Here is a 23,494-nt window from a genome sequence, read left to right on the forward strand (position 1 = left end):
ACATCACGCCCAACACCGAGACGCAGTTCCTGGACGCCGAGGGTGTCGTGCAGGTGAGCGAGGGCGTAGGCATGCCGGGCTATGACCAGCCCGTGACGCAGATCCAGTTCGCGCTCGGCTGCATAACCAGCTACCGCACCGAGACGGACGCCGCCCGCAAGGCCCTGTTTCTCACCCGGGCCAAGGCGCAGGCGAAGCGGCTGATCGACCGGCGGGTCGAAGCGCGTGGAGTTTGGTACTTCCCCTATCCGTTCGACTACCCGCACGAGACCCACACCAGCATCAACTACAAGGCACCCTGGTACTCGGGCATGGCCCAGGGCGAGGCCATCAGCCTCTTCATCCAGCTCTCCCAGCTCGACGCCGTCACCCATGAGGAACGGGTCCTGTACCGGCAGGCGGCCGACGCCGCCTTCGCTTCCCTGCTGCGTGGGGACGACGGCTACCTGTACGCGGCCGGGTACCTGTGGATCCAGGAATATCCGGGACTACTGCGCCGCCACCGGCAGCGAAATCGCACTCGCGCTGTACGACGGCTCGGCGGCCACCATGGCCCGCTACTTTCCGCTGCTGCGGAACGTCCGCTGGCACTCCTACTACTGCCAGACCCACCGCATTCCGGCCCCCACGTACCACCAGCACCACATCAACCTCTTCCGCCAGCTGCACTGGCAGACCGGCAGTCCCGATTTCGCCTACCACGCGGATGTCCTCACCGACGACTTTCCCTCGCCCTATCTGCGCGACGGGTCGACCGTCGCCTTCGCCGCCGGGACCCACACCCTGTGCCGGCTGGACACCAAGGTTGACGGTGGCTGGGACAAGGCGAAGGAAGACGCGCAACTGGAGGTCAAGAAGGTGACCTTCGCCCGGGCGACGCAGGCTCCGGCGGACATGCGGCGCCGGATCCAGGACCGTGGCATCTTTTACTGCATCAGCGCCGGGGCCTATACCGGCTGGTGGGTCGGTGAGACGTGGCCTACCGCCTTCCTCCGTGGCCAGTACCTGACCACCACCTACCTCCCCCAGCGCACCCTCACCTTCCCCGGCGGGAACCGGGAGGTCGACGTGTACCGCTTCACCGAGGACGGTACGGACGCGTCCATCCGCACCGTGTCCTTCGCCACCCCGTCCAACGCCCCCACGGACCGCCGCGCCATCGTCAACGGCAGGCCCATGTACCAGATCACTGCCGGCGCGCTCACGGGCTACTGGGTGGCTGCCACCAGCGTCACCATCGACGGGACGACCACCGCTTGAGCGCCGTAACGGTGGTTCCGGCCAGTTCAGTTGTGCGAGGCCACGCTGATTATGGGATCTTCTCACCTTTCACATACGATCCACATTCACCTTTGTTCATGCCTTTGGGGGGTACACAGTCATGTCCGGTAAGAGGCGCGCGGCTGTCGGCCGTAGACGGTTCATACGCCTGGCGGGCGGCGCCGCGGCCGGTGCGGCCGTCGTCGGCGGCGGGACCTTCACCGCGGTGGCCACGGGCGTCTTCGACAAGCCCACGCCCGACCCGTTCGCGAACATGCCGCGCTCGCTCGCGCTGAGCCTGCCCGGTCGGGCCGGCGGGGCGTATGAGATGCCGCTGCCGCCGCTGCCGGACCCGCTCGACGAGGGCACCGCCTCCATACCGAGCGCGCCGCGCCGCATTCCGTACGCCGACAGTAAGCCGGACCCCCGTACGGTCGAGAACAACATACCGACCGTCCTGCCGTTCGAGTTCAAGCGGAACGGCTACACGATGGTCAAGGACCTGCCCGAGTCCCTGCGGCCGTGGCGCAACCGGCCCACCACATGGGCGAACGTGACGCCTCCCCTGTCGTCGGTGTACCACCTGAACACCCAGGGTGTGTACATGTACTGGAAGCCCACCACCACCAGCAGCCCCCCGAAGCCGGGCCCGGTGGGTTACGACCACCCGGTGGGACAGATCCAGTTCGGCCTCGGTTGCATCACCAGCTACCGCACCGAGACCGACCCCACGCGCAAGGCCCTCTTCCTCAAGCGGGCCAAGGACCAGGCGAACCGCCTGATCACTAAGCGTGTCCAGACGCGGGGCGCCTGGTACTTCCCCTACCCGTGGGACTACAAGCACGCCGAGCACAGCGGCATCGACTACAAGGCCCCCTGGTACTCCGGTATGGCACAGGGAGAGGCGATCAGCCTCTTCGCCCAGCTCGCGATGCTGGACGGCGTCACCGAGCAGGAGCGCACCCTGTACACGACAGCCGCCAACGGCGCGTTCGCCTCGCTGCTGCGGGCCGACGACGCCTACCCGTGGGTCGTGAACAAGGACCGGTCGGGCTACCTGTGGATCCAGGAGTACCCGTTCAAGACGCCGGGCACGGGCGACTACACGTACAACGGCATGATCTTCGCCATGTTCGGGCTCTGGGACTACTACCAGCTCACCGGCAACGAACTGGCGGCGCAGCTGTACGACGGCGCCTGCACCACCATGGCGCGCTACTTCCCGCTGCTGCGCAACGAGCGCAAGTTCTCGTACTACTGCCAGACCCACCGCATCCCGGCGCACACGTACCACCACCACCACATCACGCTGTGGATGCAGCTGCACTGGCACACCAACAGCTCCGTCTTCGCCCACCAGATGGACATGCTGGTGGAAGACGCACCGGCGTCGAGCGTGGCCAAGGGGGCGGTGATCGCCATCGGCAAGGGCGCGTACACCCTGTACCGGGTGGACACCAAGATCGTCACGAAGCCGGACGGCACCAAGGAAGACACCGGCGAGTACTACGAGAACGCCAAGACCGGTGCCGGGCACGACAAGATCCTCGGCACCAAGAAGGTCTCGTTCGCCAAGCCCACCCAGGCGCCGGTGGACAAGCGGCGCCGCATCATCGGCGCGGGCATCTGGTACCGAATCAGCGCCGGCGCGTACAAGGGCTGGTGGATCGGAGAGGCCTGGCCGAACGTCTTCCTGCGCGGGGAGCACCAGCCGTTCAACTACCGCGTACAGCGCACGCTCACGATTCCGGCGGGTCGTGACGTCACCGCCTACAGCTTCGGAACCAACAACGCGACGGGCAGCACCAGGTCGCTGAAGTCCGATACGGAGCAGACGTTCCAATTCGACCGCCGAGCGGTCGTCAACGGCCGGGCGATGTGCCGCATCTCGAAGGGCGAGCTCGCAGGCTACTGGCTCCCCGCCAACCAGGTCGTCACCGACGGCCGCTGACTCACACGCACGGGGTCGGGACCGGGCGGAGGCGTGCGGCTTCACAGCCGCGAACCTCGGTGGCCTGGTCCTGACCCGTGGAGGACCGGCAAGGCGATGGGGACACCGGGTGGCATCCCTGGGGAAAGGTCGCTGGCCATTGCCGAACGTTGGCTGTACTCGCCAGCGTCACCGCGGTGGCACGCCCTCGCGGTCCGCCGTCGCGCATCCGACATACAGAGCGCCTTGCGGATGCCGGGCCGGCGGCCGGTGAGCTCCGGGGAGCGGACGTTGTACTTGTCGCGGACAGACCTTCGTCGGGCGTATCTGCCCCGCGCGCGGCTGGCGAGATCCAGCCTGCGATACACCAACCTTTCCGGGGCGTGGATGGTGGGCGCCGATCTGGAACGGGGCCGATTGGTCAACGTCGACGTGCGGCAGGCCCGTCTTGAGCGAGCCCGGATGGCGCACGCTGATCTACGCGGCGCTCACCTGCAAGGCGCTGACTAGCGGCAGGATGGCCACCGCTCTGCGTAAGCCGCGTTATAGCTCGCGGTGGGGGTGGGTCACCGGGTCATTGCCTCAGGTCTCGGGCGGGCGATGGCGGCGGCGGGGCGGGGCGGGGAACTGTTGCTACTGGATTCCTATTCATCCCAACGGGTGGCGGGAATTCAGATTGTCGGTGGCGGCGCACAAGAATGACGCATCCAACCATCGTTGGAGGTGCCCTTGTCCCGCTCCGTACCCGCCCCCTCGAACATGACCACCCTCGGCTGCGCTCTCTTCGCGACGCGCTGGCTCCAAGCTCCGCTGTATTTCGGCCTGGTGGCCGCGCAGGGGGTGTACGTCTACAAGTTCTTCAATGAGCTGTGGCATCTGATCCACCACGTCATCAGCGGCCAGGCCGACGAGACCTACGTCATGCTGGCCGTCCTCAAGCTCGTCGATGTCGTGATGATCGCCAATCTGCTGATCATGGTGATCGTCGGCGGGTACGAGACCTTCGTCTCCCGGATCGGGTTGCAGGGGCACCGTGACCAGCCCGAGTGGCTTTCGCACGTCAACTCCAATGTGCTGAAGGTCAAGTTGGCCACGGCCATCGTCGGCATCTCCTCGGTGCACCTGCTCCAGATGTTCGTCGACGTGCACCACACGCCCCGGCACGACCTGCTCTGGGGGACGGTGATCCACATGGCGTTCGTGTTCTCGGCGGCGATCCTCGCGTACATGTCCGGGCCCATGGCCGCGCACGAGGCCAGGGTGCACGCCGCCGCCAAGGAGGCGCCGTCGCAGCCGGTGGTCATTCCGGCCCAGCGGGACGGGAAGGCGGACAAGGGTCCGGACGAGGCGTCGGCGGCCGGGGCGGAGGAGCGTATCGAGGCCGCCGGTTTTCCGGCCCGCAAGGTGCTGGAGTTGTTCGACGACGGGCATCTGCGGGCGCCCGAGCCCCAGGCGATCGCCCGGCTGGGGAAGGTCGACTTCGTCGCCCGCAAGGCGAACGTGCTGTTGCTCGGGCGTCCGGGCACCGGCAAGACGCACCTGGCCATCGGCCTGGGCGTACGGGCCTGCCAGGCCGGCCACCAGGTGCTGTTCGCCACCGCCGCCCAGTGGTGCGCCCGGCTCGCGGACGCCAAGGCCGCGGGGCGGCTCGGCGCTGAGCTGGCCCAGCTGGACGCGTACCCCGTGCTGATCGTGGACGAGGTCGGCTATGTCCCCTTCGAGCCGGAGGCGGCCCACCTGTTCTTCCAGCTCGTCTCGCACCGCTACGAGAAGGCCTCGCTGATCGTCACGAGCAACCGGCCGCTCGGGCGGTGGGACGAGGTGTTCGGCGACAGCGCCATGGCCTCCGTGACGGTCGACCGCCTGGCCCACCACGCGGAGGTCATCGCCCTCGAAGGCGACAGCTACCGCACCCGCCACCTCGAAGGCGCCGCCGGGCCCCTCTTCTGACGGTCGCGACGACGGGAAGGGCCCCGGACGCTCGTCCGGGGCCCTTCGCGTACGGAGCCGGTTACCCGCCGGTTGCCCGAGGCGGTTACTCGATGACCAGTTCCACCGGGATGTTGCCGCGCGTGGCCTTGGAGTAGGGGCAGTACGCGTGGGTCTTCTCCAGCAGGTCGCGGCCGGCCTCGCCCTGGAGGTGGTCCGGCAGCTCGACGCGCATCACGACCGCGAGGCCGAAGCCCCCGTCGGTGTCCTTGCCGATGCTGACCTCGGCGGTGACGGAGGCGTCCTTGACGTCGATCTTCTCCTGGCGGCCTATCGCGCCCATCGCGCTCGCGAAGCAGGCCGCGTACCCGGCGGCGAAAAGCTGCTCGGGGTTGGTGCCCTGGTCGTTGCCGCCCAGGGCCTTGGGGAAGCCGAGCGGGAGGTCGATCTGGCCGTCGGAGCTGACGGCGCGGCCTTCGCGGCCGTTGGCGGTGGCGACAGCGGTGTACAGGGTGTCCATGGGGGCCTGTCCTCTCGGAGGGGTGGCGGTGCGGTGCGCGGCTCACCTTTGTAGCCCACTATTCAGTTGCGCACAACTTAATTGTGTCGCGCTACGCTGGAGCCATGGACACGCTCGGGACCGTGCGGGACGAGGACTTCCTCCGCCTCGACCACCAGATCTGCTTCTCGCTGCACGCCGCCACGCGTGCCTTCAACGGCGTCTACCGCACCGCGCTCAAGGACCTCGGGCTCACCTATCCCCAGTACCTGGTGATGCTGGTCCTCTGGGAGCACGGCGAGCTGCCCGTCAAGCGCATCGGCGAGCACCTGCGCCTGGACTCGGGCACCCTGTCGCCGCTGCTCAAGCGCTTGGAGGCGGCCGGGTACGTCGAGCGGCGGCGCAGCCCGGAGGACGAGCGGTCCGTCACCGCGCGGCCCACCCCCGCCGGGGCCGAGCTGCGGGAGCGGGCCATCGGCGTGCCGCGCCGGATCGCCGCGGCGACCGGGATGCCGCTCGAGGAGATCCGCGAGCTGCGGGCACGCCTCAACGACCTGACCGCCGCCCTCAACCTCGCCGAGACGGGGGCGGGGGCCGGGGCCGGAGCGGGTGCGGGGGCCGGGGCCAGTGCCGGAGGCTGCGTTACGGAGGAGTGAGCGACGGGGCGGTGCGGGGCGTCAGGCGGCCGGGCGTCAAGCCGGGCTGTCAGAGCCGGGCGTCAAGCCGGGCTGTCAGGGCGGGCGTCAGGCGGGGCGTCGGCCGGGCGTCAGGCCGGGCGGACGATGCCGCGGATGATGCCGAGCTCCAGCAGGTCCTGCGGGCGCAGCCGGAGTTGTTCGGCTGTGTGGGGGGCCTCTTCGGGCGGGCGTTTGAGTATCGCGGCCGCCGGCTCCGGGGCGATCACCGAGAAGTAGCTGTCCGGCGTGGCCCACGTGTTGCCCGGCGCGGCCAGCGCCAGCGCCCCGCCCGAGCCGCCCTCGCCGATCAGCAGCGTCGTCACCGGTACCCGCGCCCCCGCGACGGCCGCGAACGCCTCCGCGATCGCCGCGCCCGCGCCCGCCCGCTCCGCTTCGGCGTCGTTCGCCGCGCCCGGTGTGTCGACGAGCGTCAGCACCGGGATGCCGAGCCGGTCCGCGAGCCGGATCACGCGGGCGGCCGTGCGGTAACCGGCCGGGCGCGTCGCCGTGCCGCACTGCGCGACGTACGCGACGGCACCGCCGCCCCCGGGGCGCAGCCCCACGCCGCACAGCATCCCCGGGTCCGTACCGCCGCAGCGGTCGCCGACGAGCGGCAGCCGGTGCGTGAAGTACCGCTCCAGGTACGCCTGCGCGCGCGGCCGGCCCGGATCGCGGGCCTGGCACACCGCGTCCCAGCCGCTGGCCGGGAGCGGCGTGCCGGACAGGGCAGCGGGCGGCTCCACGTCCCCCGGCGCCGGGCCGGACAGCGCGGTCACCCACCGTGTGAGCGTCTCGCGCAGCTCTCCGGGGCGTACGACCGCGTCGACGTGCCCCGCCGCGAGCTGCCCTTCGGCCGTGTACGCCACCGGGTCCGCGTCCGGCGGCCGCACCCGTGACCCGGCGAACCCGACCTGCGCCCCGGGCAGGGCCAGGATCACATCGGCGCCCGCGCCGACCGTCGCCCAGCCGCCGCCGGTCGCCGGGTCGCGCAGCACGGCGATGTGCGGCACGCCCGCCTCCCGCAGCAGCACCGATTCGCGGGCCACCCGCTGGAGCTGGGTGAGCGCGACCATGCCCTCCTGCATCCGGCTGCCCCCGGTCGCGACGAGCGAGACCAGCGGAATGCGCCGCTCGCGCGCCAACCGGTAGGCGGCCTCCAGCCGGTCACCGGACCGCTCGCCCAGCGACCCGCCGAGGAAGCCGAACTCGAAGGCCAGCAGCGCGCACGCGCGGCCCGCCACCGTCGCCGTGCCGTACACGACGGACTCGTCCTCGCCCGTGCGGTCGGCGGCACGCGCGCGTGACGCGCCGTAACCCTCCCAGGAGAGCGGCCCGTCCGGAGCCGTGGGGCGGACGGGCGGCGCGTGCTCGGTGAAGTCGTCCGTGACGAGCGCGATGACCTCGCGGGCGGACAGGCGCTCAGCCACGGAGCGCCCGCTTCATGATCTTGCCCATGTCGTTGCGGGGCAGCGCATCGAGGTAGCGGACGCCGCGGGGACGCTTGTGGGGGGCGAGCTGGGCCGCCACATGGCCGGCGAGTTCGTCGGCGGAGGGCGGGGCCTGGGGGTCGGCGGGGACGATCCACGCGACGATCCGCTCGCCCAGGTCCGGGTCCGGTTCGCCGGTCACGGCCGCCTCGCGGACGCCGGGGTGGTCGAGGAGGGCGTTCTCGATCTCGCCAGCGCCGATCTTGTATCCGCCGCTCTTGATCAGGTCGGTCGCCTTGCGTCCCACGATCCGTACCGACCCGTCCGCGTCCCGGACCGCCATGTCACCCGTGCGGAACCAGGTGCCGTCGAACGCGGCGGCCGTGGCGTCGGGCCGGTTGAGGTAGCCGGTGAACAGGTTCGGGCCGCGTACCTGGATCTCGCCGACCGTCTCACCGTCGTACGCCGCGATCTCCGACCCGTCCTCCTCCACCAGCCGCAGCTCCACGCCCCGCAGCGGCACGCCCACCGAGCCGGCGCGCTGCTCGCCGTCCACCCGGACGCTCGACAGCATCAACGTCTCCGTCATGCCGTACCGCTCGATGACGCGCCGGCCGGTCGCGGCGGCGATCCGCTCGTGGTCGTGGACCGGCAGCGCCGCCGAGCCCGACACCAGCAGCCGCGCGCCCGCCAGCGCCTTGGCCAGATCCCCGTCCGCGGACAGGGCCTCGGCGATCCGGTGGTACATCGTCGGTACGCCGAACAGCATCGTCCCGCCGGACGCCAGCTCCCGCGCCACCCCGCCGGTCGTGAACGCGCCCAGGTGGCGTACCGATCCACCGCGCCGCAGCGGGCCGAGGACGCCGAGGATCAGCCCGTGGACGTGGAAGAGGGGCAGCGCGTGTACGAGGACGTCGTCCGACGTCCACACCCAGGCGTCCGCCAGCGCGTCGAGCGACGCGGCGATGGCGCGGCGGGGGAGGACGGCGCCCTTGGGCGGGCCGGTGGTGCCGGAGGTGTAGACGATGAGGGCGGCGGCTTCGGGGTCCTGCGGCTCGGGGGGCAGGGAGCCGGCCAGCTCACCTTGGAGGGTGACGTCGAGACGGGTCACGGCCTTCAGGGGCCCGGGCAGTACGTCGCCCGGCGCGGCCAGCACCAGCGTCGGCGCGCTGTCGGTGACGATGTGCGTCAGCTCCCGCTCGCCCGTTCTCGGGTTGAGCGGGACGGCCGGTACGCCGGCGAGCAGCGCGGCCACCACGGCGACGGCGGTCTCCGGAGTCGGGGTGGCCCACACGGCGACCCGCCGCGCCCCCTCCAGCCGGGCGGCCAGCGAAGCGGCGGAGGACCGCAGCTCGCCGTACGTCAGCGAGCGCGCGCCGAAGCGCAGCGCGGGCCGGTCCTCTCCTGCCGCAAGAGCGGGAAACAGGAAACTCACTACGTCGTCCTCCTCGCGTCGCCGCACAGGGCTGCTCGTCCTTCGGGACAGGCCCCACCATTGTCCCCGCCGCCCTCGAACCGGAATCGACGCGGAGGGGTGCGGACGCGAATCGGGACCAGGATCAGGTTCCGGGACCCGTATCGGGATCGGGATCGGGGCCGGCGTTCCGAACGGGATCGATTCGGTTCGGTTCGGTGCGTGAGGCAGGAGCGCATGGCGCGGACCCCGTACGCACGTGGGTCGGCGGTCAGGCCGGCCCGCGCGTACGGGGTCGAGGGCGCCCGGCGTGGCGCGTGGCGCGTGGTGCGTGGTGCGTGCGGTTGGACGTGGGTGCGTCCCGGCTCACTCCGCTTCGGCGAGCGGGTTCAGCGTCAGCGGCTGGATACGGCCCTCCAGCATCGCGCCGAGGCCCAGGACGGCGCAGATGTCGGGCCGCTCCGCGATCTGCACGGGCATCCCGGTCGCGTCCCGCAGCATCTGGTCGAGACCCGGCAGCAGGGCGCTGCCGCCGACCATCATGATGCCGCGGTCCACGAGGTCGGCCACCAGGTCGGGCGGGCAGTCGCGCAGCACCTTGCCGATACCGTCGAGCACGGCCGTCAGCGGGGTGTGCAGCGCCTGGCGTACGGCGGCGGTGTCGACCAGCACGGACCGGGCCAGCCCCGTCGCGACGTCCCGCCCGTGGATCTCGGTGGAGGCGGGCCCGTGCGGGGTGAGGCCGTTGCCGTGCAGGGCCAGCTGGAGCGGGCGTACCGACTGGCTGGGCAGCATCAGCTCGTGCTGGTGGCGCAGGTACTGGATGACGGCGTGGTCGATGGCGTTGCCGCCGACCGGGACGCGTTCGGCGGTGACGATCGCGCCGAGCGAGAGCACGGCGACCTGCGTGGTGGCCGCCCCGCACACCAGGATCATGGTGGCGGTGGGCTGCTCCACCGGCAGCCCGGAGCCGACTGCCGCCGCGATCAGCGTGTCGACCAGTTCGACCCGGCGGGCGCCGAGCCCGACGAGCGTCTCGACCGTGGCGCGCTGCGCCAGCGGGTCGCTGTCGTGCGGGGTGCAGGCGGCGGCGCGCAGCATCGGCTTGCGGCGCAGCTGGCGGCGGAGCTTCTCGCCGAGGAGGTGGCGCAGCATCCGCTGGGCCATGTCGATGTCGACCACACTGCCACCGGAGACGGGGCGGACGACGCGGATGTAGTCGGGGGTGCGGCCGGTCATCTTCTCGGCGAACTCCCCGACCGCGATCAGCGCGCCGGTGCGGGTGTTGACGGCGGCGACACTCGGCTCGTCGACCACGAGCCCGACGCCCTTGACGAACACCCGGGTCCGGGCGGCCCCCAGGTCGACGGCGACATGGCAGCGGCGCAACTGCTCAAGACTGACGGTCACGGTGCGGATCCTCCCAGGAGCGGTACGTCTTCGCATCGTGCGATCACGGAGCGCGAGGCGCGCGCTGGGGGAGCTGACGGGGTGACAGGAATGGGCTGTACGAGCCGGGGCGGGGACCGCACGCGGCCGCGGACCGCACGCGGCCGCGGACCGCACGGGGCCACCGCTCATACGAGTCGCTGGAGCAGCCCCCACGTGAACTCCGCCACGCGAGGCGCCCCGCCGGGGAGGGTGAACGCCAGCCGCCACCGGGTGGGCGCGCTGCCCTCCAGCGGGCGGGCCGGCGGGAAGGCGCGGGCCACCTCGTCCACGGTGCAGCTCCAGGGACGCAGGTCGGCCACCGTACGCAGCTCGGGCCCGGCCGCCCCGGGCGCCCTGACGAGCCATGCGTTCCACACCTGGCCGCCGGGCGCCGCCAGCACCTCGAAGCGGAGGTCCGGCCACAGCGGCACGGGCCACAGCAGCGCGTCGCACTCCAGGTCGCCGATGGTGCGGCGGACGCGGGAGGCGGGTTCGCCGAGGACCGAGCGGTAGCGGGCGAGCGCGCCGCGCCCGCGGGGGGCTCGCACCATGGCCTGCCAGCGGCGGTTGGCCTCACGCATGTCGGCGATCGACGCGCCCAGTTCGCGGCGGGCGTCCTCCACCAGGCCCGGCTGGTGGTCGGCCATCCGGCGCAGCAGGACGAGCTGGAAGTCGAGGGGACCAAACGGGGCGGACGGGGTGGCGGAGGGTGTCATGCCGACATCCTTCCCCTTACGTATGAATCGAGCGGACGCGCCGGACTGGAGCCGTTTCCACACAGGATCCTCACAGCCCCGGGTACCTCTGTTGTGGCGGCGCCGCATAACCTGCGGGCGCCATGGATTACTGCCACCAGTGTCAGCGGCACCTCAACGGCGCCCTGGCCTGTGCCGGGTGTGGGACCCCCGTCGAGGAGCTCCGGCACGACGACCCCCGCACACCCGCGGCGGACCACGTCTACGAGCTGGACCGGGACGAGGAGCTTCCGCCGGCGGGTCCTCGTCGTGCCCGTAACCAGGCGCGACGGGATCAGGCGCGGCGGGATCAGGCGCGACGGGATCAGGCGCGACGGGATCAGACGCTGCGGACCGAGGGCACCCGGCGATCCCGGCCCGCGGGGCGCCGGGCCCGCAAGCGGCGGGGCCGCAAGGTGCTGATCGGGCTTGTCGGGCTGCTGCTGGCGGCAGGGGCGCTGAGCCTGGCGGAGCTGGCGATCGAGCACCCGGGCGAGAACGGTGCCGCCACCGCCGTACAGCAGGAGGACACGGCCGAGACGGTGCCGGCGCCCGAGCCCTCGGGCGGCTCCGGCCTGCCGGACGGTCCCGGCCCGGTGGATGACCCCGCCTCGCCGGCATCCGCGTCCGGCGACCCCGAGGACGACGCGTCGGACGGCGCCGACGCGTCCGGCTCCCCGTCCGGCCGCCCCAGCACGTCCGCCTCCGCGCGCGGGGGCGAGCCGGGCACCGGCCCATCAGCCCCGGGGGCGTCGGACGACCCAGGCCAGGCGGGCGCCCCGGGCGACCCCGGCCAGGAGGACCCGGCCCCGGACGACCCCGGCTCGGATTCCGGCTCCGGTTCCGGTTCGGGTTCCGGCTCGGGCTCTGGCTCCGGGTCCGGTGGCGGGGACGGCGGCCCGGGCGAGCCCGCGCCGGACGAACCGGCCCCCGATTCCCCACCGCCCTCGGAACCCTCGCCGGATCCGTCACCGACGGAGAGGTGCGACTGGTTCCTGTGGTGGTGCGTTTAGGTCTTCCCGTGGTGGTGTGTTCCGGTCTTCCCGTGGTGGTGCGTTCGGGTCGTGTGTGACCGCTTGCCTACACCACCGCCTCCTCGCCCAGCATCCGCCGCAGCAGGTCCCTGAGGGCCGTCCGCTCCTCCTCCGACAGCCGGGCCAGCGGCTCGCGGGCGAAGCCCAGCGCGTCCCGCAGGCGGCGTGCCGTCGCACGGCCCTCCTCCGTCGCCGCGGCCAGCTTCACCCGCCGGTCCGCCGGGTCCGGGCGGCGCTCCACCAATCCGCGCGCCTCCAGCCGGTCGACGATCCCCGTCACGTTCGACGGTTCGCACCGCAGCGAGCGCGCGAGGTGGCGCATCGGCGTCGGTTCGAGCGCCAGCAGCCCAAGGACGCGCGCCTGCGCGCCGGTCAGTGAGTGCCGCGCCGCCGCCTGTTCGTACTCCTCGTGGTAGCGGGCCACGACCGTGCCGATCAGCTCGACCACTTCGAGGGTGAGCGGGTCTGTGCGTCTGCTGGACATGGGCACCAGGATACCCACTTACTTGACAACCTGAAATATCCAGGAGCATGGTTGTTTCATATGCTGAAGTAATTCAGTGTGAAGCGATCTCTCAGGAGGCACCGCAGCATGTCCGCTCTTCCCGCGTCCGGCCGCGAATGGCACCTCGTCGCCCGCCCCCACGGCTGGCCCAAGCCCGAGGACTTCGCTCTCCGTGAGGCGCCGGTCACCGAGCCCGCCGAGGGCCGGATCGTCGTCCGGAACCTGTACTTCTCGGTCGACCCGTACATGCGCGGCCGGATGAACGACGTGAAGTCCTACGTGCCGCCGTTCCAGCTCGACCAGCCCATGGAGGGCGGCGCGGTCGGCGAGATCATAGCCTCCAACGCCGAGGGCTTCGCGGTCGGCGACCACGTCCTGCACGGACTCGGCTGGCGCGAGTACGCCGACGTCAACGCCAAGCACGCCACCAAGGTCGACGGCTCGCTCGCCCCGCTCTCCGCGTACCTCGGTGTCCTCGGTATGACCGGCCTCACCGCCTACGCCGGCCTCTTCGACGTCGCCTCCTTCAAGGAGGGTGACGTGGTCTTCGTCTCCGGCGCGGCCGGTGCCGTGGGCAGCCAGGTCGGCCAGATGGCCAAGCTCAAGGGCGCCGCCCGGGTCATCGGCTCGGCCGGTTCCGACGAGAAGGTCAAGCTCCTGACCGAGGAGTACGGCTTCGACGCGGCGTTCAACTACAAGAACGGCCCCGTCGCGCAGCAGCTCAAGGAAGCCGCCCCGGACGGCATCGACGTCTACTTCGACAACGTGGGCGGCGAGCACCTCGAAGCCGCGATCTCCTCCTTCAACGTCCACGGCCGCGCCACCATCTGCGGCATGATCGCCCAGTACAACAGCACCGAGCCGACGCCCGCGCCGCGCAACCTGGCCCTGGTCATCGGCAAGCGGCTGCGCCTCCAGGGCATGCTCGTGAACGACCACGCGGCGCTCCAGCCGCAGTTCGTCAAGGAGGTCGCCGGGTGGCTGGCCTCGGGGGCGCTCAAGTACAACGAGACGGTCGTCGAGGGCGTGGAGAACGGCGTCGAGGCGTTCCTCGCCATGCTGCGCGGTGAGAACACCGGCAAGATGATCGTTTCGCTCACCCGTTAGGCTCACTCCAGGCCGCCGCGATCGTGGGCGCGAGTCGCGGCGCATCACAGGAGGAAACCCCTTACATGTCCATACAGCAGTCCGACGTCCTGTACACCGCCACCGCCACCGCCGAGAACGGCCGTGACGGGCGCGTCGCCACCGACGACGGCAAGCTCGACGTGGTCGTCAACCCGCCCAAGGAGATGGGCGGCTCCGGTGAGGGCACCAACCCGGAGCAGCTCTTCGCCGCCGGTTACAGCGCCTGCTTCCAGGGTGCGCTCGGCGTGGTCGCCCGCCAGGAGGGCGCCGACATCTCCGGCTCGACGGTCACCGCCGAGGTGGGCATCGGCAAGAACGCCGAGGGCTTCGGCATCATCGTCAAGATCTCCGCGAAGATCCCGAACGTGAGCGCCGCCACCGCCAAGGAGCTCATCGAGAAGGCCCACCAGGTCTGCCCGTACTCCAAGGCGACCCGCGGCAACATCACGGTCGACCTCGCCGTCGCCTGATCGCGTCGCCGCACGTACGCGACGGAGGGCCGCACCCGACACGGGTGCGGCCCTCCGCCGTAACCGGTCCGGCACGGGGTGCGGCCCTCCGCCGTTCCGGCACTGGCCGCTTTAGCGCCCTCCGCCGTACCGGCCGGCTGGCCGCTCCAGGCGCCCTCGCCGTACCGGCACCGGCCGCTTTAGGTCCCTCGCCGTACCGGCCCGACCAGTGCTCCAGGCGCGCTCGCCGTACCGGTCCCGCCAGTCCGAGCACCCCGCCGTACCGGCCCGACCAGCACTCCAGGCGCCACCGCCGTACCCGCCCGGCCGCCGCCCCCGCTACGCGGCCTTCGCCGCCGCGTGCACCGCCCGCACCAGGCGGTCGTTCTCCGGCGCCGCCCCGCCCGGGAAGGCGTACCGGCGGCGCGTGTAGCCGTACGCCAGCCCCGCCCGCGGATCGGCGAACGCCTGCGAGCCGCCCGCCCCGGAGTGCCCGAACGACCCCGCGCCCAGGAACGGGTACGTGTCCCACGTGATCTGGAAGCCCAGCCCGAACGCCTTGTGCTGGCGCGACACCAGCTCGTACCCCACCGAGTGCACCTGCCCAATCTCCGCCACCGTGTCCGGCTTCAGCAGCGGCGCCCGCCCGTCCACCTCGCCGATCGCGGCCGCGTACATCCCGGCCAGCCCGCGCGCCGAGGCGACCCCGCCCACCGACGCCGGCCCCTTGGCGCGTATCAGCCGTGAGTTGGGCACCGTCTCGATGTCGGTCGGGTGCTCGCCGTTGCGGTTGAAGGCGATCGACAGCAGCGTGTCCGCGGCGTCCGGTACCGCGTCCAGCTCCGCCTGCTGCTCGGGCGTCGGGTCCATCGGCAGCACCGACCGGAACCGCGGCTCCTGCTCCTGCGGCAGCCCCAGGAAGAAGTCCAGGTCGTACGGGTCGCGAATCCGCTCCTCGTACACCTCGTGGAGGGTCTGCCCGGTGGCCCGGAACACCACCTCGCCGGTCAGCGCCCCGATGACATACGCGTGGTAGCCGAAGGCCGCCCCCGGCCGCCAGTACGGGCGCTGTCCCGCCAGCCGCTGGGCGATCAGCCGGTCGTCGGCGAGCTCCTCGGGCGTGAAACCGCCGTCGGCGCCCACCACGCCCGCGCGGTGTGCGATCAGCTCGCGCAGGGTGACCGCGCCCTTGCCGCCCGCCGCGAACTCCGGCCAGTAATGCGCCACTTCCCGGTCCAGGTCCAGGGTGCCGTCCTGTGCGAGCAGCGCGACCACCAGATGCGCGGCGCCCTTCGTGGAGGAGTAGACGCCGAACAGCGTGTCGCCGTCCGTGTCCGGTCCGGCCCACAGGTCGACGACCTTCCGCCCGTGTACGTACGCGGCCAACTGCCCGGAATAGTCGGGTCTTTCCCCTTCCACTACGGCGGCGAATTCCTCCCGTACCGCCTCGAACCCCTCGGCCACGGTGCCCTGAACGACCTGCTGAACGACCCGCTGAGCGGCCTGCTGATCCGGCATCTGCGCTCCCTCGCACCTGGTGAACGGTGGTGGATGATCAAGCAGGCGGCCGGCTGGGGAAATTCCCGCGCGGGTCCCGATAGGCTGATTCCATGCGTGATCTCGGGGTGGGCTTCGGTTACTTGGTGAAGGGCCAGCGATGGGTCGGCCGGCACGGCCGGTGGTTCGGGTTCGGGCTGCTGCCCGGCCTGGTCACCCTCGTGCTGTACGCGGGTGCGCTGATCGGCCTGGCGTACGGTGCCGACGACCTGACCGCGTGGGTGACCCCCTTCGCGGACGACTGGTCCTCGCCCTGGCAGGGCCTTTTCCGCGGCTTCCTGACCGCGCTGGTCTTCGCCTTCGGGCTGTTCCTCGCGGTCGTCACCTTCACCGCGGTGACCCTGCTCGTCGGCCAGCCCTTCTACGAGTCGCTGTCCGAAGAGGTCGACCGCACCGAGGGCGGCGACGTCCCACGGTCCGGGCTGCCGCTCTGGCGCGAACTGTGGATCTCCGCCCGCGACAGCCTGCGCGTCCTCGTGCGGGTGGCGCTGTACGGCATCGTGCTGTTCGCGCTCGGGTTCATCCCGGTCGTCGGACAGACCGTGGTCCCCGTGCTCGGCTTCTGCGTCTCCGGTTTCTTCCTGGCGGAGGAGCTGACGGCGGTGGCGCTCCAGCGGCGCGGCGTCGAACTCAAGGACCGCCTCGCCCTGCTGCGCGGCCGCCGCCTGCTCACGCTCGGCTTCGGCGTCCCACTGACCCTGGCGTTCCTGGTGCCGTTCGTCGCGGTGTTCCTGATGCCGGGCGCGGTCGCGGGCGCGACGCTGCTCGCCCGCGACGTGGCCGGACCGCACGAGCCCACACACGCGCTGCCGCCGCAGGAGCCGCCCGCCGACGCGAAGGCCGGGCGTGACTGAGCTGTTCGCGGTCGCCGTCATCACGGTCCTCGCGGTCATCAGCCCGGGCGCCGACTTCGCGATGGTCGTACGCAACAGCTACCTCTACGGCCGTACGACAGGTCTCTTCGCGGCCACGGGAGTCGCGGCGGGCGTCCTGGTCCACGTCACGTACACGATGCTCGGCGTGGGCCTGCTCATCGCCGCCAACACCGCGCTGTTCACGGCGATCAAGCTGATCGGCGCCGCGTACCTCGTCTACATCGGCCTGCGGACCTTCTTCGCCCGTGCGGACCTGACCGTCGACCTGGAGTCCAGGCCCGCCCTGTCCCGGTGGGGCGCTCTGCGCACCGGCTTCCTGACGAACGTACTCAACCCGAAGACCACGCTGTTCGTGGTCTCCACCTTCACCCAGGTCGTCGGCCCCGACACGGCACTGTGGCAGCAGAGCGCCTACGGCCTGTTCATGTCCCTCGCCCACCTGACGTGGTTCGGCCTGGTGGCGCTGTTCTTCTCGCACAGCCGCCTGCGTACGTCGATGCTGCGCGCCCAGAAGGCCCTGAACCGCGCCATCGGCGCCACGCTGGTGGGCCTCGGCGTCACCCTGGGCGTGACGTGACGGCGTCGCACGAGGAGCCCGAGTTCCGGCAGATCACCCGGCCCGGGGAGGCCACCGAGGAACTCAGGCGGCAGCTGACCGACTGCTGGGCGGCGGTGATCAACGCGGGCGGCGCGGTCATCGCCCCCGGCTTCCCCATGCCTCCGGTGACCCCCGGCCACGCGCGACCGGTGGTGGACCGGCTCGTCGACGGGCTCGCCCCCCAGCGCGGCCGGCTGCTCACCGCCCGTGCCGGGGGAGCGCTCGCGGGCTGGCTGGTCGTACGCCGCGATCCGCACCCGCTGGTGGCGCACTGCGGGGTGGTCAACCATGTGCAGACAGATCCTCGCTTCCGGGGGCGCGGGATCGGCGCCGCGCTGATGCGCCAGGTCCGTGACCTCGCCCGGGAGGAGATGGGCCTGGAACGGCTGAATCTCGCCGTACGGGGCGGGTTGGGCCTGGAAGCCTTCTACCGCGAGCTGGGCTGGGCGGAGACCGGGCGGTGGCCCGGCGCCCTGCGGGTGGCGCCCGGCGACGACCGCGACGAGATCCTGATGACCCTCGCGCTCGTGCCGTCCGCCGCCCGGGACTGAACGCCCGACGCGGACGCCGATGCCGGACGCCCGCCGCCCAGGACTGAAAGCCGGACGCCGGACGCCCGACACCCGACGCCCGACGCCCGACGCCCGACGCCGGACGCCCGACGCCCGACGCCGGACGCCCGACGCCCGACGCCGACGCCGACGCCGGACGCCGACGCCGGACGCCGACACCGACGTGCGACCCCGGCACCGACCACGCCGATCCGGCCGTCTGCTCCCCAAAAGCCATGCCGGTCACAGACGTTGGGCATAAAGAGCGGGACAGCGGGACAGGTATGCCCCCGGTCGGTATTCCTCACCGGGAGGAACAGCTCGATGAGTACGGCTGGCACAGGTACGCCTGGGACGGGTTCGGCTCCGACAGGTTCGGCCCGGACGGGGGGCGCCGGGGGGACGGGCGCGGCGCGGGCGGGCGACGCTCCGTTGTACCTGGCACCGCGGCTGGAACGGCGGCTGGCGTCCTTCCTGGAGCCGGACCACCGGCTTCCGCACACGCTCGTGGACGCGCTGGGCTCGCCCCTCAACGTCGTGCTGCCGGACCAGATCGCGGAGAACGTGGAACGCTTCCGCTCCGTCTTCCGCCGCCACCAGCTCGCCGGCCGGGTCTTCTTCGCGCACAAGGCGAACCGTTCCAGCGCGCTGGTCCGGCGGCTCGTCACCACCGACGCGGCCCTGGACGCCGCCTCGCTCGCCGAGTTGCAGCACGCCCTGGCCTGCGGATGGACCGGCGACCGGATCATGGCGACCGGCCCCAAGGACCCGGAGTTCCTCTGGCTCGCCGCGCGCACCGGGGCGATCATCCACGCGGACGGGGCCGGGGAGGTGGAGCAGGCCGCCGGCCTCGTCCGCGCGTACGACCTGCCCCGGCTGCGGATCGTCCCGCGCCTGTCGGAGTTCGAGACCTCCGGCCCCCGAACGCTGTCCCGCCGGAGCCGCTTCGGTACGCCCGTGAAGTCCCTGGAGCAGCTGCTCGACACACTCGAACGCCACGGGGACGCGCTGGAACCGGTCGGCGTCGGCTACCACCTCGACACCACGAGCCTGGACGAGAAGGCGACGGCGCTCGAAGGGTGCCTCCTGGCCATGGACGGGCTGCGACTGCGGGGATTTCAGCCGCGCGTCATCGACGTCGGCGGCGGCTTCGGCGTCAGCTATCTGGCCCGGGCCGAACAGTGGGATCGGTACACCACGGAGCTGACCAACGCCGTCATGGGCAGGCGCCCGCCGATGACCTGGGGCGGGCACGGCTACGGCCTGCGCCTGGAGAACGGCACCCTCAAAGGCGCCCTCGGCCTCTACCCGGCGCACCGCCCCGTCTCCGGCGCCGCCTACCTGGACGAGCTGCTGTCGCGCCCCGCGCCCGGCCTGGGCCGCCCGCTGGGCACCCTGCTCCTGGAGAGCCTCTACGACCTGTACGCCGAGCCCGGCCGGGCGCTCACGGACCAGTGCGGGCTCACCCTCGGCAAGGTGCTGGAGGTCCGGCATCCGGGCGGGGACGCGGCGGACACGGGCGCGCCCATGGTGCGCCTCGCCCTGAACGCCGGTGACGTCAGCCTGGAGGACCACGGCGTCCTCATGGACCCCGTCCTCCTGCCCCGTGACCCGGCCGGGTCCGGCCCCGAGGGGCCGGTGGCCGTGCACCTCGTGGGCAACCTCTGCCTGGAGGCGGACCTGATCACCCGCCGAACGGTCCACCTGCCACGCCTGCCGCGACCCGGTGACCTCCTCGCCTTTCCCAACACCGCCGGCTACTGCATGGACTTCCAGGCCACCCACGCCCAACAGCAGCCCGTCGCACGCAAAGTGGCCGCATTCGAGGACGACCCCGAGGAGTCCGGGGGCTCTTGGCGCTGGTGCCTCGACGAGCAGTTCTGGCCGATCACACGACCGGGGGGTCAGCGCACATGAGGTACGACAGCATCACCGACGCCATCGGCAACACGCCGCTGGTACGCATCGACCCGGACGTACACGGTCTGCGCACCATCGACCTCTACGCCAAGCTGGAGATGCTCAACCCCTTCGGCTCCCTGAAGGACCGGGCCGCGTGGAACATGGCCCGGCGCGGCCTGGCCGGTGCCAAGGAGCGCGGTGAGACGGTCGTGGAGCTGTCCAGCGGCAACACCGCCAAGGCGCTGGCGCTCATCGCGGGCATGCATGGGCTGCCGTTCAAGAGCGTCACCAACCGGATGCGCATACCCGAGATCAAGGACCTGCTCCTGCTGCTGGGCGCCGAGATCGAGGAGCTGCCCGGGCAGTCCGAGTGCCTCGACCCGACCAACACCGACGATCCGCTGACCCTCTTCCACCAGCGGCTGAACCGGCCCGGCAGCGCCCACTTCCACACCGACCAGTACTTCAACGCCCGCAACACCGAAGCGCACGCGGCCGGCACCGGCCCGGAGATCATCGCGGACCTGGACGGCCGGGCGCCCGACTGGTTCATCGCCTGCGTGGGCACGGCGGGATCGTCCACCGGCGTGGCCAGGGCCCTGCGCGCACACGACCCGGCGGTGCGCGTCGTCGGGCTCGTCGGCGAGAAGACGGACTTCATCCCCGGCATCCGCAACGCCGACGAGGTCCAGGAGGTGGGCCTGTTCGACCCGGCGACGTACGACACGATCGAGACGGTCAGCGCCGACGAGGCCATCGACGGGATGCTGACGCTGCTGCGCCGCTGCGGCCTGCTCGCCGGACCGACCGGTGGTGCGGCCTACTACGGTGCGCTGCGCCATCTGCGGGCGCTGGACGCCGAGCCGGCGGAGCGCCGCCGGACGGCCGTCTTCATCGTCTGCGACCGGGTGGAGAGCTATCTGGGGTACGTACGGCAGCGCCGCCCCGAGCTGCTGGGGCGGCCCCCGGTGAAGAACTCGGTGGCCACGCTGACCGACACGGAGGCGCGTGCGGCCTCCGTCATCGACGTGGCGGAGGCCCGCAAGTGGATCGCGGAGGAACGGCCGCTGGTGATCGACCTGCGCGGCCCGTTCGCGTACGCCGCGCTCCACATCGACGGCTCGGTGAACATCGTGGACGAGCTGTTCGACGAACTCGTCAAGGGCGGCCTGCCGTTCAGCAAGCGGCAGCCGGTGCTGCTGGCGTGTCCGGTCGGCGAGAAGTCGGCCCGGTACGCGGCCCTCCTGACGCGCATGGGCCATCCCGACGTACGCAGTCTGGCCGGCGGGATCGTCGCCTGGCGCGACGCGGGCGCGCCCCTGGTGCGTGACTGACGTGACCGACCTTGGTGACGCGCCCGACCCAACCGACGCGCCCGACGCAACCGCCCCAACCGACCCAACCGACGCGACGGACATAACGGGCACCATCGAAAAACTGACGTCATGGCAGCTGCCGTTGCGCGCCCAGTTCCCGATCATCACCGCGCATCCGGACCTCGCCTATCTGGACAGCGCGGCCACCGCGCAGAAGCCGCAGGCCGTCCTGGACGCCGTACAGACCTACCTCACCACCTCCAACGCCAACGCGGGCCGGGGCTCGTACCCCTGGGCCAACGCCACCACCGCGCTGGTGGAGGACACCCGCGACCGGATCAAGCGGTTCCTGGGCGACCCGGATCCCGACCGGTCCTCCGTGCACTTCACCAGCGGCGCGTCGGAGGGCCTGCGCACGGTCGCGCGGGACTGGCTGCCCGGGCTGCTCGGCGACGGTGACGAGATCGTCGTCCCGTACGCGGACCACCAGGCGAATCTCTCGCCGTGGCTGGAGGCGCGGGACCTGCTGGCCCGCCAGGGGATCGGGGTGCGGGTCAGGGAACTGCCGTACCAGGCCGCCTCCGGGGACTACGATCCGGCGGCGCTCGCCGCGATCGTCGGCCCGCGGACCCGGTTCGTGGCCGCCACGCACGTTCACCACGTGTACGGCGTCGACATGAACGTCCACCGCATCCGCCGGGTCGTCGGGCCGGACGTACCCATCTGCCTGGACGCCGCGCAGAGCGTCGGCCACCTTCCGGTGTCCGTGGCCGCGCTCGACGTGGACTTCGTGGTCTTCTCCGGCCACAAGGCGCTGGCCCTGCCGGGTTCGGGCGCGGTGTGGGCCCGGGGGCGGCGCGGCCCGGCCTTCCGGCCGGGCGGCTGGCAGGGCACCCCCAACACGGCCGGCATCGCCTCCCTGGCGGCCGCGCTGGACTGGCTGGACGCCGCGGGGACCGACCGGATCGAACGCTGGACGGTGGCGCTGACCGCCCGGCTGACCGATGGGCTGAGCCGGCTCGACGCCTACGAGGTCCTGGGCTGCCGGACGAGCCTGGCGGCCGGGTCGCCGGTGCAGCGGCGGCGGAGCCTGGTGACGTTCCGGCATCGGGAGATCGGTTCGAACGACCTTGGCTTCATCCTCTTCAGCCACGGCTTCATGGTCCGCTCGGACGGCCACTGCCAGGCCGCCGGCGGCGAGAAGGAAGGCTCGGTGCGGGTCAGCCTCCATGTGCACAACACACCCGAAGAGGTGGACGCGTTGCTCACCACCCTCGCCAATCTGCAATGATTTTCATGAGCAGACTTGGGGCAGGACGGGTCGAGGGGACGCGAGCGGCTATGAGTGTCAACGCGGTGACGGCCGCACGGTGGGTGGAGCGCTGGGAGGGCCAGCAGCAGCGGTACGCGATCGACCGCGAGGAGAGCTTCACGGTCATCGCGGACGTGGTGGAGCATGTGACGCGCGGCCAGTCCGCTCCGCCGCTGGTCCTCGACCTGGGCAGCGGCCCGGGCTCCCTGGCGGCGCGCCTGGCCGGCCGCCTGCCGGGCGCGGACGTCCTGGCCGTCGACGCCGACCCCCTCCTGCTGGAACTGGGCAGGACCCACTACGGCCCCGCCCTGCGCTACGTCGAGGCGGTGATCGGCGAGCCGGGCTGGCTCGACGCGCTCGCGCCGGGCCGCCCCGTGGACGCCGCCGTCTCCACGACGGCCCTGCACTACCTGGACCGGCGCACGCTGCGCCGGGTCTACCGGGAACTCGCCGGGCGGTTGCGGCCCGGCGGGGTCCTCGTCAACGGCGACCACATCAGCCCGGATTCCGCGAGGGTCTCCGCGCTGGCCGATGACATCGGGCGCCGTCACGCCGAGCGGAACCTGACCCTCAGCCACGACGACTGGCACTCCTGGTGGTCCGGCGCCACCTCCGATCCGGAACTGTCGCGCCTCCTCGCACAGCGCGACCGGCAGGGGCATCCGCGCTGCGAGGGCAACGATCTGACCGTGGGCGGCCATGTGGCGCTGCTGCGTGAGGCGGGGTTCGACCACGTGGGCGTCGTCTGGCAGTACGGGCACAGCCACGTCCTGGCCGCCATCCGCTGAGCGGTACGGCCCGTACGCCCGTACGGCCCCCGTACGCCCGTGTGCCGTGTGGCCGGAACCGCCGGCACGCCCACACGCCGGCACGCCGGCACGCCGTACGCTCAGCACGCCCTACGCCCCGCGCGCCCGGCACGCCGGCACGCCCGCGCGCCCGGCACGCCGGCACGCCCGCGCGCCC

Annotated in this window: 22 protein-coding genes and 1 pseudogene; 16 read left to right on the forward strand and 7 right to left on the reverse strand. The window is 71.9% G+C overall.

Annotated features, from left to right (window positions below):
- Window positions 1-71: 71 nt before the first annotated feature.
- From QWM81_RS16915 to istB, 5 genes and pseudogenes are all read left to right on the forward strand, one after another.
- A pseudogene (locus tag QWM81_RS16915) lies at window positions 72-425 on the forward strand (D-glucuronyl C5-epimerase family protein); the annotation flags it as partial.
- A 4-nt stretch (window positions 426-429) separates the two neighbouring features.
- A complete protein-coding gene (locus QWM81_RS16920; protein WP_290112867.1) occupies window positions 430-1,260 on the forward strand; it encodes a hypothetical protein in 831 nt (276 codons plus the stop codon).
- Between the two features lie 121 nt (window positions 1,261-1,381).
- Window positions 1,382-3,211: a D-glucuronyl C5-epimerase family protein gene (locus QWM81_RS16925; RefSeq protein WP_290112841.1), complete on the forward strand. Its 1,830-nt coding sequence runs from the start codon at window positions 1,382-1,384 to the stop codon at window positions 3,209-3,211.
- Window positions 3,212-3,442: 231 nt separating this feature from the next.
- On the forward strand, window positions 3,443-3,700 hold the full coding sequence (locus tag QWM81_RS29135; RefSeq protein WP_353938310.1) for a pentapeptide repeat-containing protein: 258 nt from the start codon (window positions 3,443-3,445) through the stop codon (window positions 3,698-3,700).
- A 249-nt stretch (window positions 3,701-3,949) separates the two neighbouring features.
- Window positions 3,950-5,140: an IS21-like element helper ATPase IstB gene (gene istB / locus QWM81_RS16930; RefSeq protein WP_290112864.1), complete on the forward strand. Its 1,191-nt coding sequence runs from the start codon at window positions 3,950-3,952 to the stop codon at window positions 5,138-5,140.
- A gap of 85 nt (window positions 5,141-5,225) precedes the next feature.
- Here istB and QWM81_RS16935 read toward each other — a convergent pair whose 3' ends face one another.
- Window positions 5,226-5,639 carry an organic hydroperoxide resistance protein gene (locus QWM81_RS16935; protein ID WP_290112843.1) on the reverse strand — a complete coding sequence of 138 codons (414 nt, stop codon included), beginning with the start codon at window positions 5,637-5,639 and terminating at the stop codon, window positions 5,226-5,228.
- Between the two features lie 104 nt (window positions 5,640-5,743).
- Here QWM81_RS16935 and QWM81_RS16940 point away from each other — a divergent pair, with 104 nt between their 5' ends.
- Entirely contained in the window at window positions 5,744-6,274 is a 531-nt protein-coding gene (locus QWM81_RS16940) for a MarR family winged helix-turn-helix transcriptional regulator (RefSeq protein WP_290112845.1), read from the forward strand.
- A gap of 110 nt (window positions 6,275-6,384) precedes the next feature.
- Here the strand turns inward: QWM81_RS16940 and QWM81_RS16945 are convergent, their stop codons facing one another.
- The 4 genes from QWM81_RS16945 to QWM81_RS16960 all read right to left on the reverse strand — a co-directional run bounded on the left by QWM81_RS16945 (window position 6,385) and on the right by QWM81_RS16960 (window position 11,283).
- On the reverse strand, window positions 6,385-7,722 hold the full coding sequence (locus QWM81_RS16945; RefSeq protein WP_290112848.1) for a carboxyl transferase domain-containing protein: 1,338 nt from the start codon (window positions 7,720-7,722) through the stop codon (window positions 6,385-6,387).
- Window positions 7,715-9,157 (reverse strand): acyl-CoA synthetase, encoded by a 1,443-nt coding sequence (locus QWM81_RS16950; protein WP_290112849.1) that lies wholly within the window; start codon window positions 9,155-9,157, stop codon window positions 7,715-7,717. Before QWM81_RS16950 ends, QWM81_RS16945 begins: the two co-directional genes overlap by 8 nt.
- Window positions 9,158-9,502: 345 nt before the next feature.
- Entirely contained in the window at window positions 9,503-10,546 is a 1,044-nt protein-coding gene (locus QWM81_RS16955; RefSeq protein ID WP_290112850.1) for a rod shape-determining protein, read from the reverse strand.
- A gap of 167 nt (window positions 10,547-10,713) precedes the next feature.
- Window positions 10,714-11,283 (reverse strand): hypothetical protein, encoded by a 570-nt coding sequence (locus QWM81_RS16960; protein ID WP_290112851.1) that lies wholly within the window; start codon window positions 11,281-11,283, stop codon window positions 10,714-10,716.
- A gap of 122 nt (window positions 11,284-11,405) precedes the next feature.
- On the opposite strand from QWM81_RS16960, the gene QWM81_RS16965 reads away from it, so the two are divergent.
- The gene (locus tag QWM81_RS16965; protein WP_435372384.1) at window positions 11,406-12,314 is read left to right on the forward strand and encodes an SCO2400 family protein; all 909 of its coding nucleotides are present in this window, start codon (window positions 11,406-11,408) and stop codon (window positions 12,312-12,314) included.
- 67 nt (window positions 12,315-12,381) lie between these two features.
- On the opposite strand, the gene QWM81_RS16970 is transcribed toward QWM81_RS16965, so the two are convergent.
- Entirely contained in the window at window positions 12,382-12,819 is a 438-nt protein-coding gene (locus QWM81_RS16970) for a MarR family winged helix-turn-helix transcriptional regulator (RefSeq protein WP_290112853.1), read from the reverse strand.
- Window positions 12,820-12,927: 108 nt separating this feature from the next.
- On the opposite strand from QWM81_RS16970, the gene QWM81_RS16975 reads away from it, so the two are divergent.
- Both QWM81_RS16975 and QWM81_RS16980 read left to right on the forward strand, forming a co-directional pair.
- Window positions 12,928-13,947: an NADP-dependent oxidoreductase gene (locus tag QWM81_RS16975; RefSeq protein WP_290112854.1), complete on the forward strand. Its 1,020-nt coding sequence runs from the start codon at window positions 12,928-12,930 to the stop codon at window positions 13,945-13,947.
- A gap of 65 nt (window positions 13,948-14,012) precedes the next feature.
- Window positions 14,013-14,438, forward strand: a complete 426-nt coding sequence (locus tag QWM81_RS16980) for an organic hydroperoxide resistance protein (protein ID WP_290112855.1) — start codon at window positions 14,013-14,015, stop codon at window positions 14,436-14,438.
- A 318-nt stretch (window positions 14,439-14,756) separates the two neighbouring features.
- On the opposite strand, the gene QWM81_RS16985 is transcribed toward QWM81_RS16980, so the two are convergent.
- Window positions 14,757-15,935, reverse strand: a complete 1,179-nt coding sequence (locus tag QWM81_RS16985; protein WP_290112856.1) for a serine hydrolase domain-containing protein — start codon at window positions 15,933-15,935, stop codon at window positions 14,757-14,759.
- A gap of 92 nt (window positions 15,936-16,027) precedes the next feature.
- On the opposite strand from QWM81_RS16985, the gene QWM81_RS16990 reads away from it, so the two are divergent.
- The 7 genes from QWM81_RS16990 to QWM81_RS17020 all read left to right on the forward strand — a co-directional run bounded on the left by QWM81_RS16990 (window position 16,028) and on the right by QWM81_RS17020 (window position 23,316).
- Entirely contained in the window at window positions 16,028-16,828 is an 801-nt protein-coding gene (locus tag QWM81_RS16990) for an EI24 domain-containing protein (RefSeq protein ID WP_290112857.1), read from the forward strand.
- The gene (locus tag QWM81_RS16995; RefSeq protein WP_290112858.1) at window positions 16,821-17,426 is read left to right on the forward strand and encodes a LysE family transporter; all 606 of its coding nucleotides are present in this window, start codon (window positions 16,821-16,823) and stop codon (window positions 17,424-17,426) included. The genes QWM81_RS16990 and QWM81_RS16995 overlap by 8 nt, the downstream gene beginning before the upstream one ends.
- Complete coding sequence (locus QWM81_RS17000; protein WP_290112859.1) at window positions 17,423-17,998, forward strand: GNAT family N-acetyltransferase; 576 nt, start codon at window positions 17,423-17,425, stop codon at window positions 17,996-17,998. The genes QWM81_RS16995 and QWM81_RS17000 overlap by 4 nt, the downstream gene beginning before the upstream one ends.
- A gap of 438 nt (window positions 17,999-18,436) precedes the next feature.
- A complete protein-coding gene (locus tag QWM81_RS17005) occupies window positions 18,437-19,915 on the forward strand; it encodes a type III PLP-dependent enzyme domain-containing protein (RefSeq protein ID WP_290112865.1) in 1,479 nt (492 codons plus the stop codon).
- The gene (locus QWM81_RS17010; protein ID WP_290112860.1) at window positions 19,912-21,234 is read left to right on the forward strand and encodes a pyridoxal-phosphate dependent enzyme; all 1,323 of its coding nucleotides are present in this window, start codon (window positions 19,912-19,914) and stop codon (window positions 21,232-21,234) included. The genes QWM81_RS17005 and QWM81_RS17010 overlap by 4 nt, the downstream gene beginning before the upstream one ends.
- An 82-nt stretch (window positions 21,235-21,316) precedes the next feature.
- Window positions 21,317-22,507, forward strand: a complete 1,191-nt coding sequence (locus QWM81_RS17015; protein WP_290112866.1) for an aminotransferase class V-fold PLP-dependent enzyme — start codon at window positions 21,317-21,319, stop codon at window positions 22,505-22,507.
- 50 nt (window positions 22,508-22,557) lie between these two features.
- On the forward strand, window positions 22,558-23,316 hold the full coding sequence (locus tag QWM81_RS17020; RefSeq protein WP_290112861.1) for a class I SAM-dependent methyltransferase: 759 nt from the start codon (window positions 22,558-22,560) through the stop codon (window positions 23,314-23,316).
- Window positions 23,317-23,494: the final 178 nt, after the last annotated feature.

The sequence above is a fragment of the Streptomyces ficellus genome (assembly GCF_030406405.1).
In the GTDB taxonomy this organism is placed as follows: domain Bacteria; phylum Actinomycetota; class Actinomycetes; order Streptomycetales; family Streptomycetaceae; genus Streptomyces; species Streptomyces ficellus_B.

Bases quoted from the DNA above. Each gene is read 5' to 3' on its own strand.
- QWM81_RS16925 (WP_290112841.1), top strand. From the start codon at position 1,382: ATGTCCGGTAAGAGGCGCGCGGCTGTCGGCCGTAGACGGTTCATACGC.
- QWM81_RS29135 (WP_353938310.1), top strand. From the start codon at position 3,443: ATGCCGGGCCGGCGGCCGGTGAGCTCCGGGGAGCGGACGTTGTACTTG.
- istB (WP_290112864.1), top strand. From the start codon at position 3,950: ATGACCACCCTCGGCTGCGCTCTCTTCGCGACGCGCTGGCTCCAAGCT.
- QWM81_RS16935 (WP_290112843.1), bottom strand. From the start codon at position 5,639: ATGGACACCCTGTACACCGCTGTCGCCACCGCCAACGGCCGCGAAGGC.
- QWM81_RS16940 (WP_290112845.1), top strand. From the start codon at position 5,744: ATGGACACGCTCGGGACCGTGCGGGACGAGGACTTCCTCCGCCTCGAC.
- QWM81_RS16960 (WP_290112851.1), bottom strand. From the start codon at position 11,283: ATGACACCCTCCGCCACCCCGTCCGCCCCGTTTGGTCCCCTCGACTTC.
- QWM81_RS16965 (WP_435372384.1), top strand. From the start codon at position 11,406: ATGGATTACTGCCACCAGTGTCAGCGGCACCTCAACGGCGCCCTGGCC.
- QWM81_RS16970 (WP_290112853.1), bottom strand. From the start codon at position 12,819: ATGTCCAGCAGACGCACAGACCCGCTCACCCTCGAAGTGGTCGAGCTG.
- QWM81_RS16975 (WP_290112854.1), top strand. From the start codon at position 12,928: ATGTCCGCTCTTCCCGCGTCCGGCCGCGAATGGCACCTCGTCGCCCGC.
- QWM81_RS16980 (WP_290112855.1), top strand. From the start codon at position 14,013: ATGTCCATACAGCAGTCCGACGTCCTGTACACCGCCACCGCCACCGCC.
- QWM81_RS16985 (WP_290112856.1), bottom strand. From the start codon at position 15,935: ATGCCGGATCAGCAGGCCGCTCAGCGGGTCGTTCAGCAGGTCGTTCAG.
- QWM81_RS16990 (WP_290112857.1), top strand. From the start codon at position 16,028: ATGCGTGATCTCGGGGTGGGCTTCGGTTACTTGGTGAAGGGCCAGCGA.
- QWM81_RS17010 (WP_290112860.1), top strand. From the start codon at position 19,912: ATGAGGTACGACAGCATCACCGACGCCATCGGCAACACGCCGCTGGTA.
- QWM81_RS17020 (WP_290112861.1), top strand. From the start codon at position 22,558: ATGAGTGTCAACGCGGTGACGGCCGCACGGTGGGTGGAGCGCTGGGAG.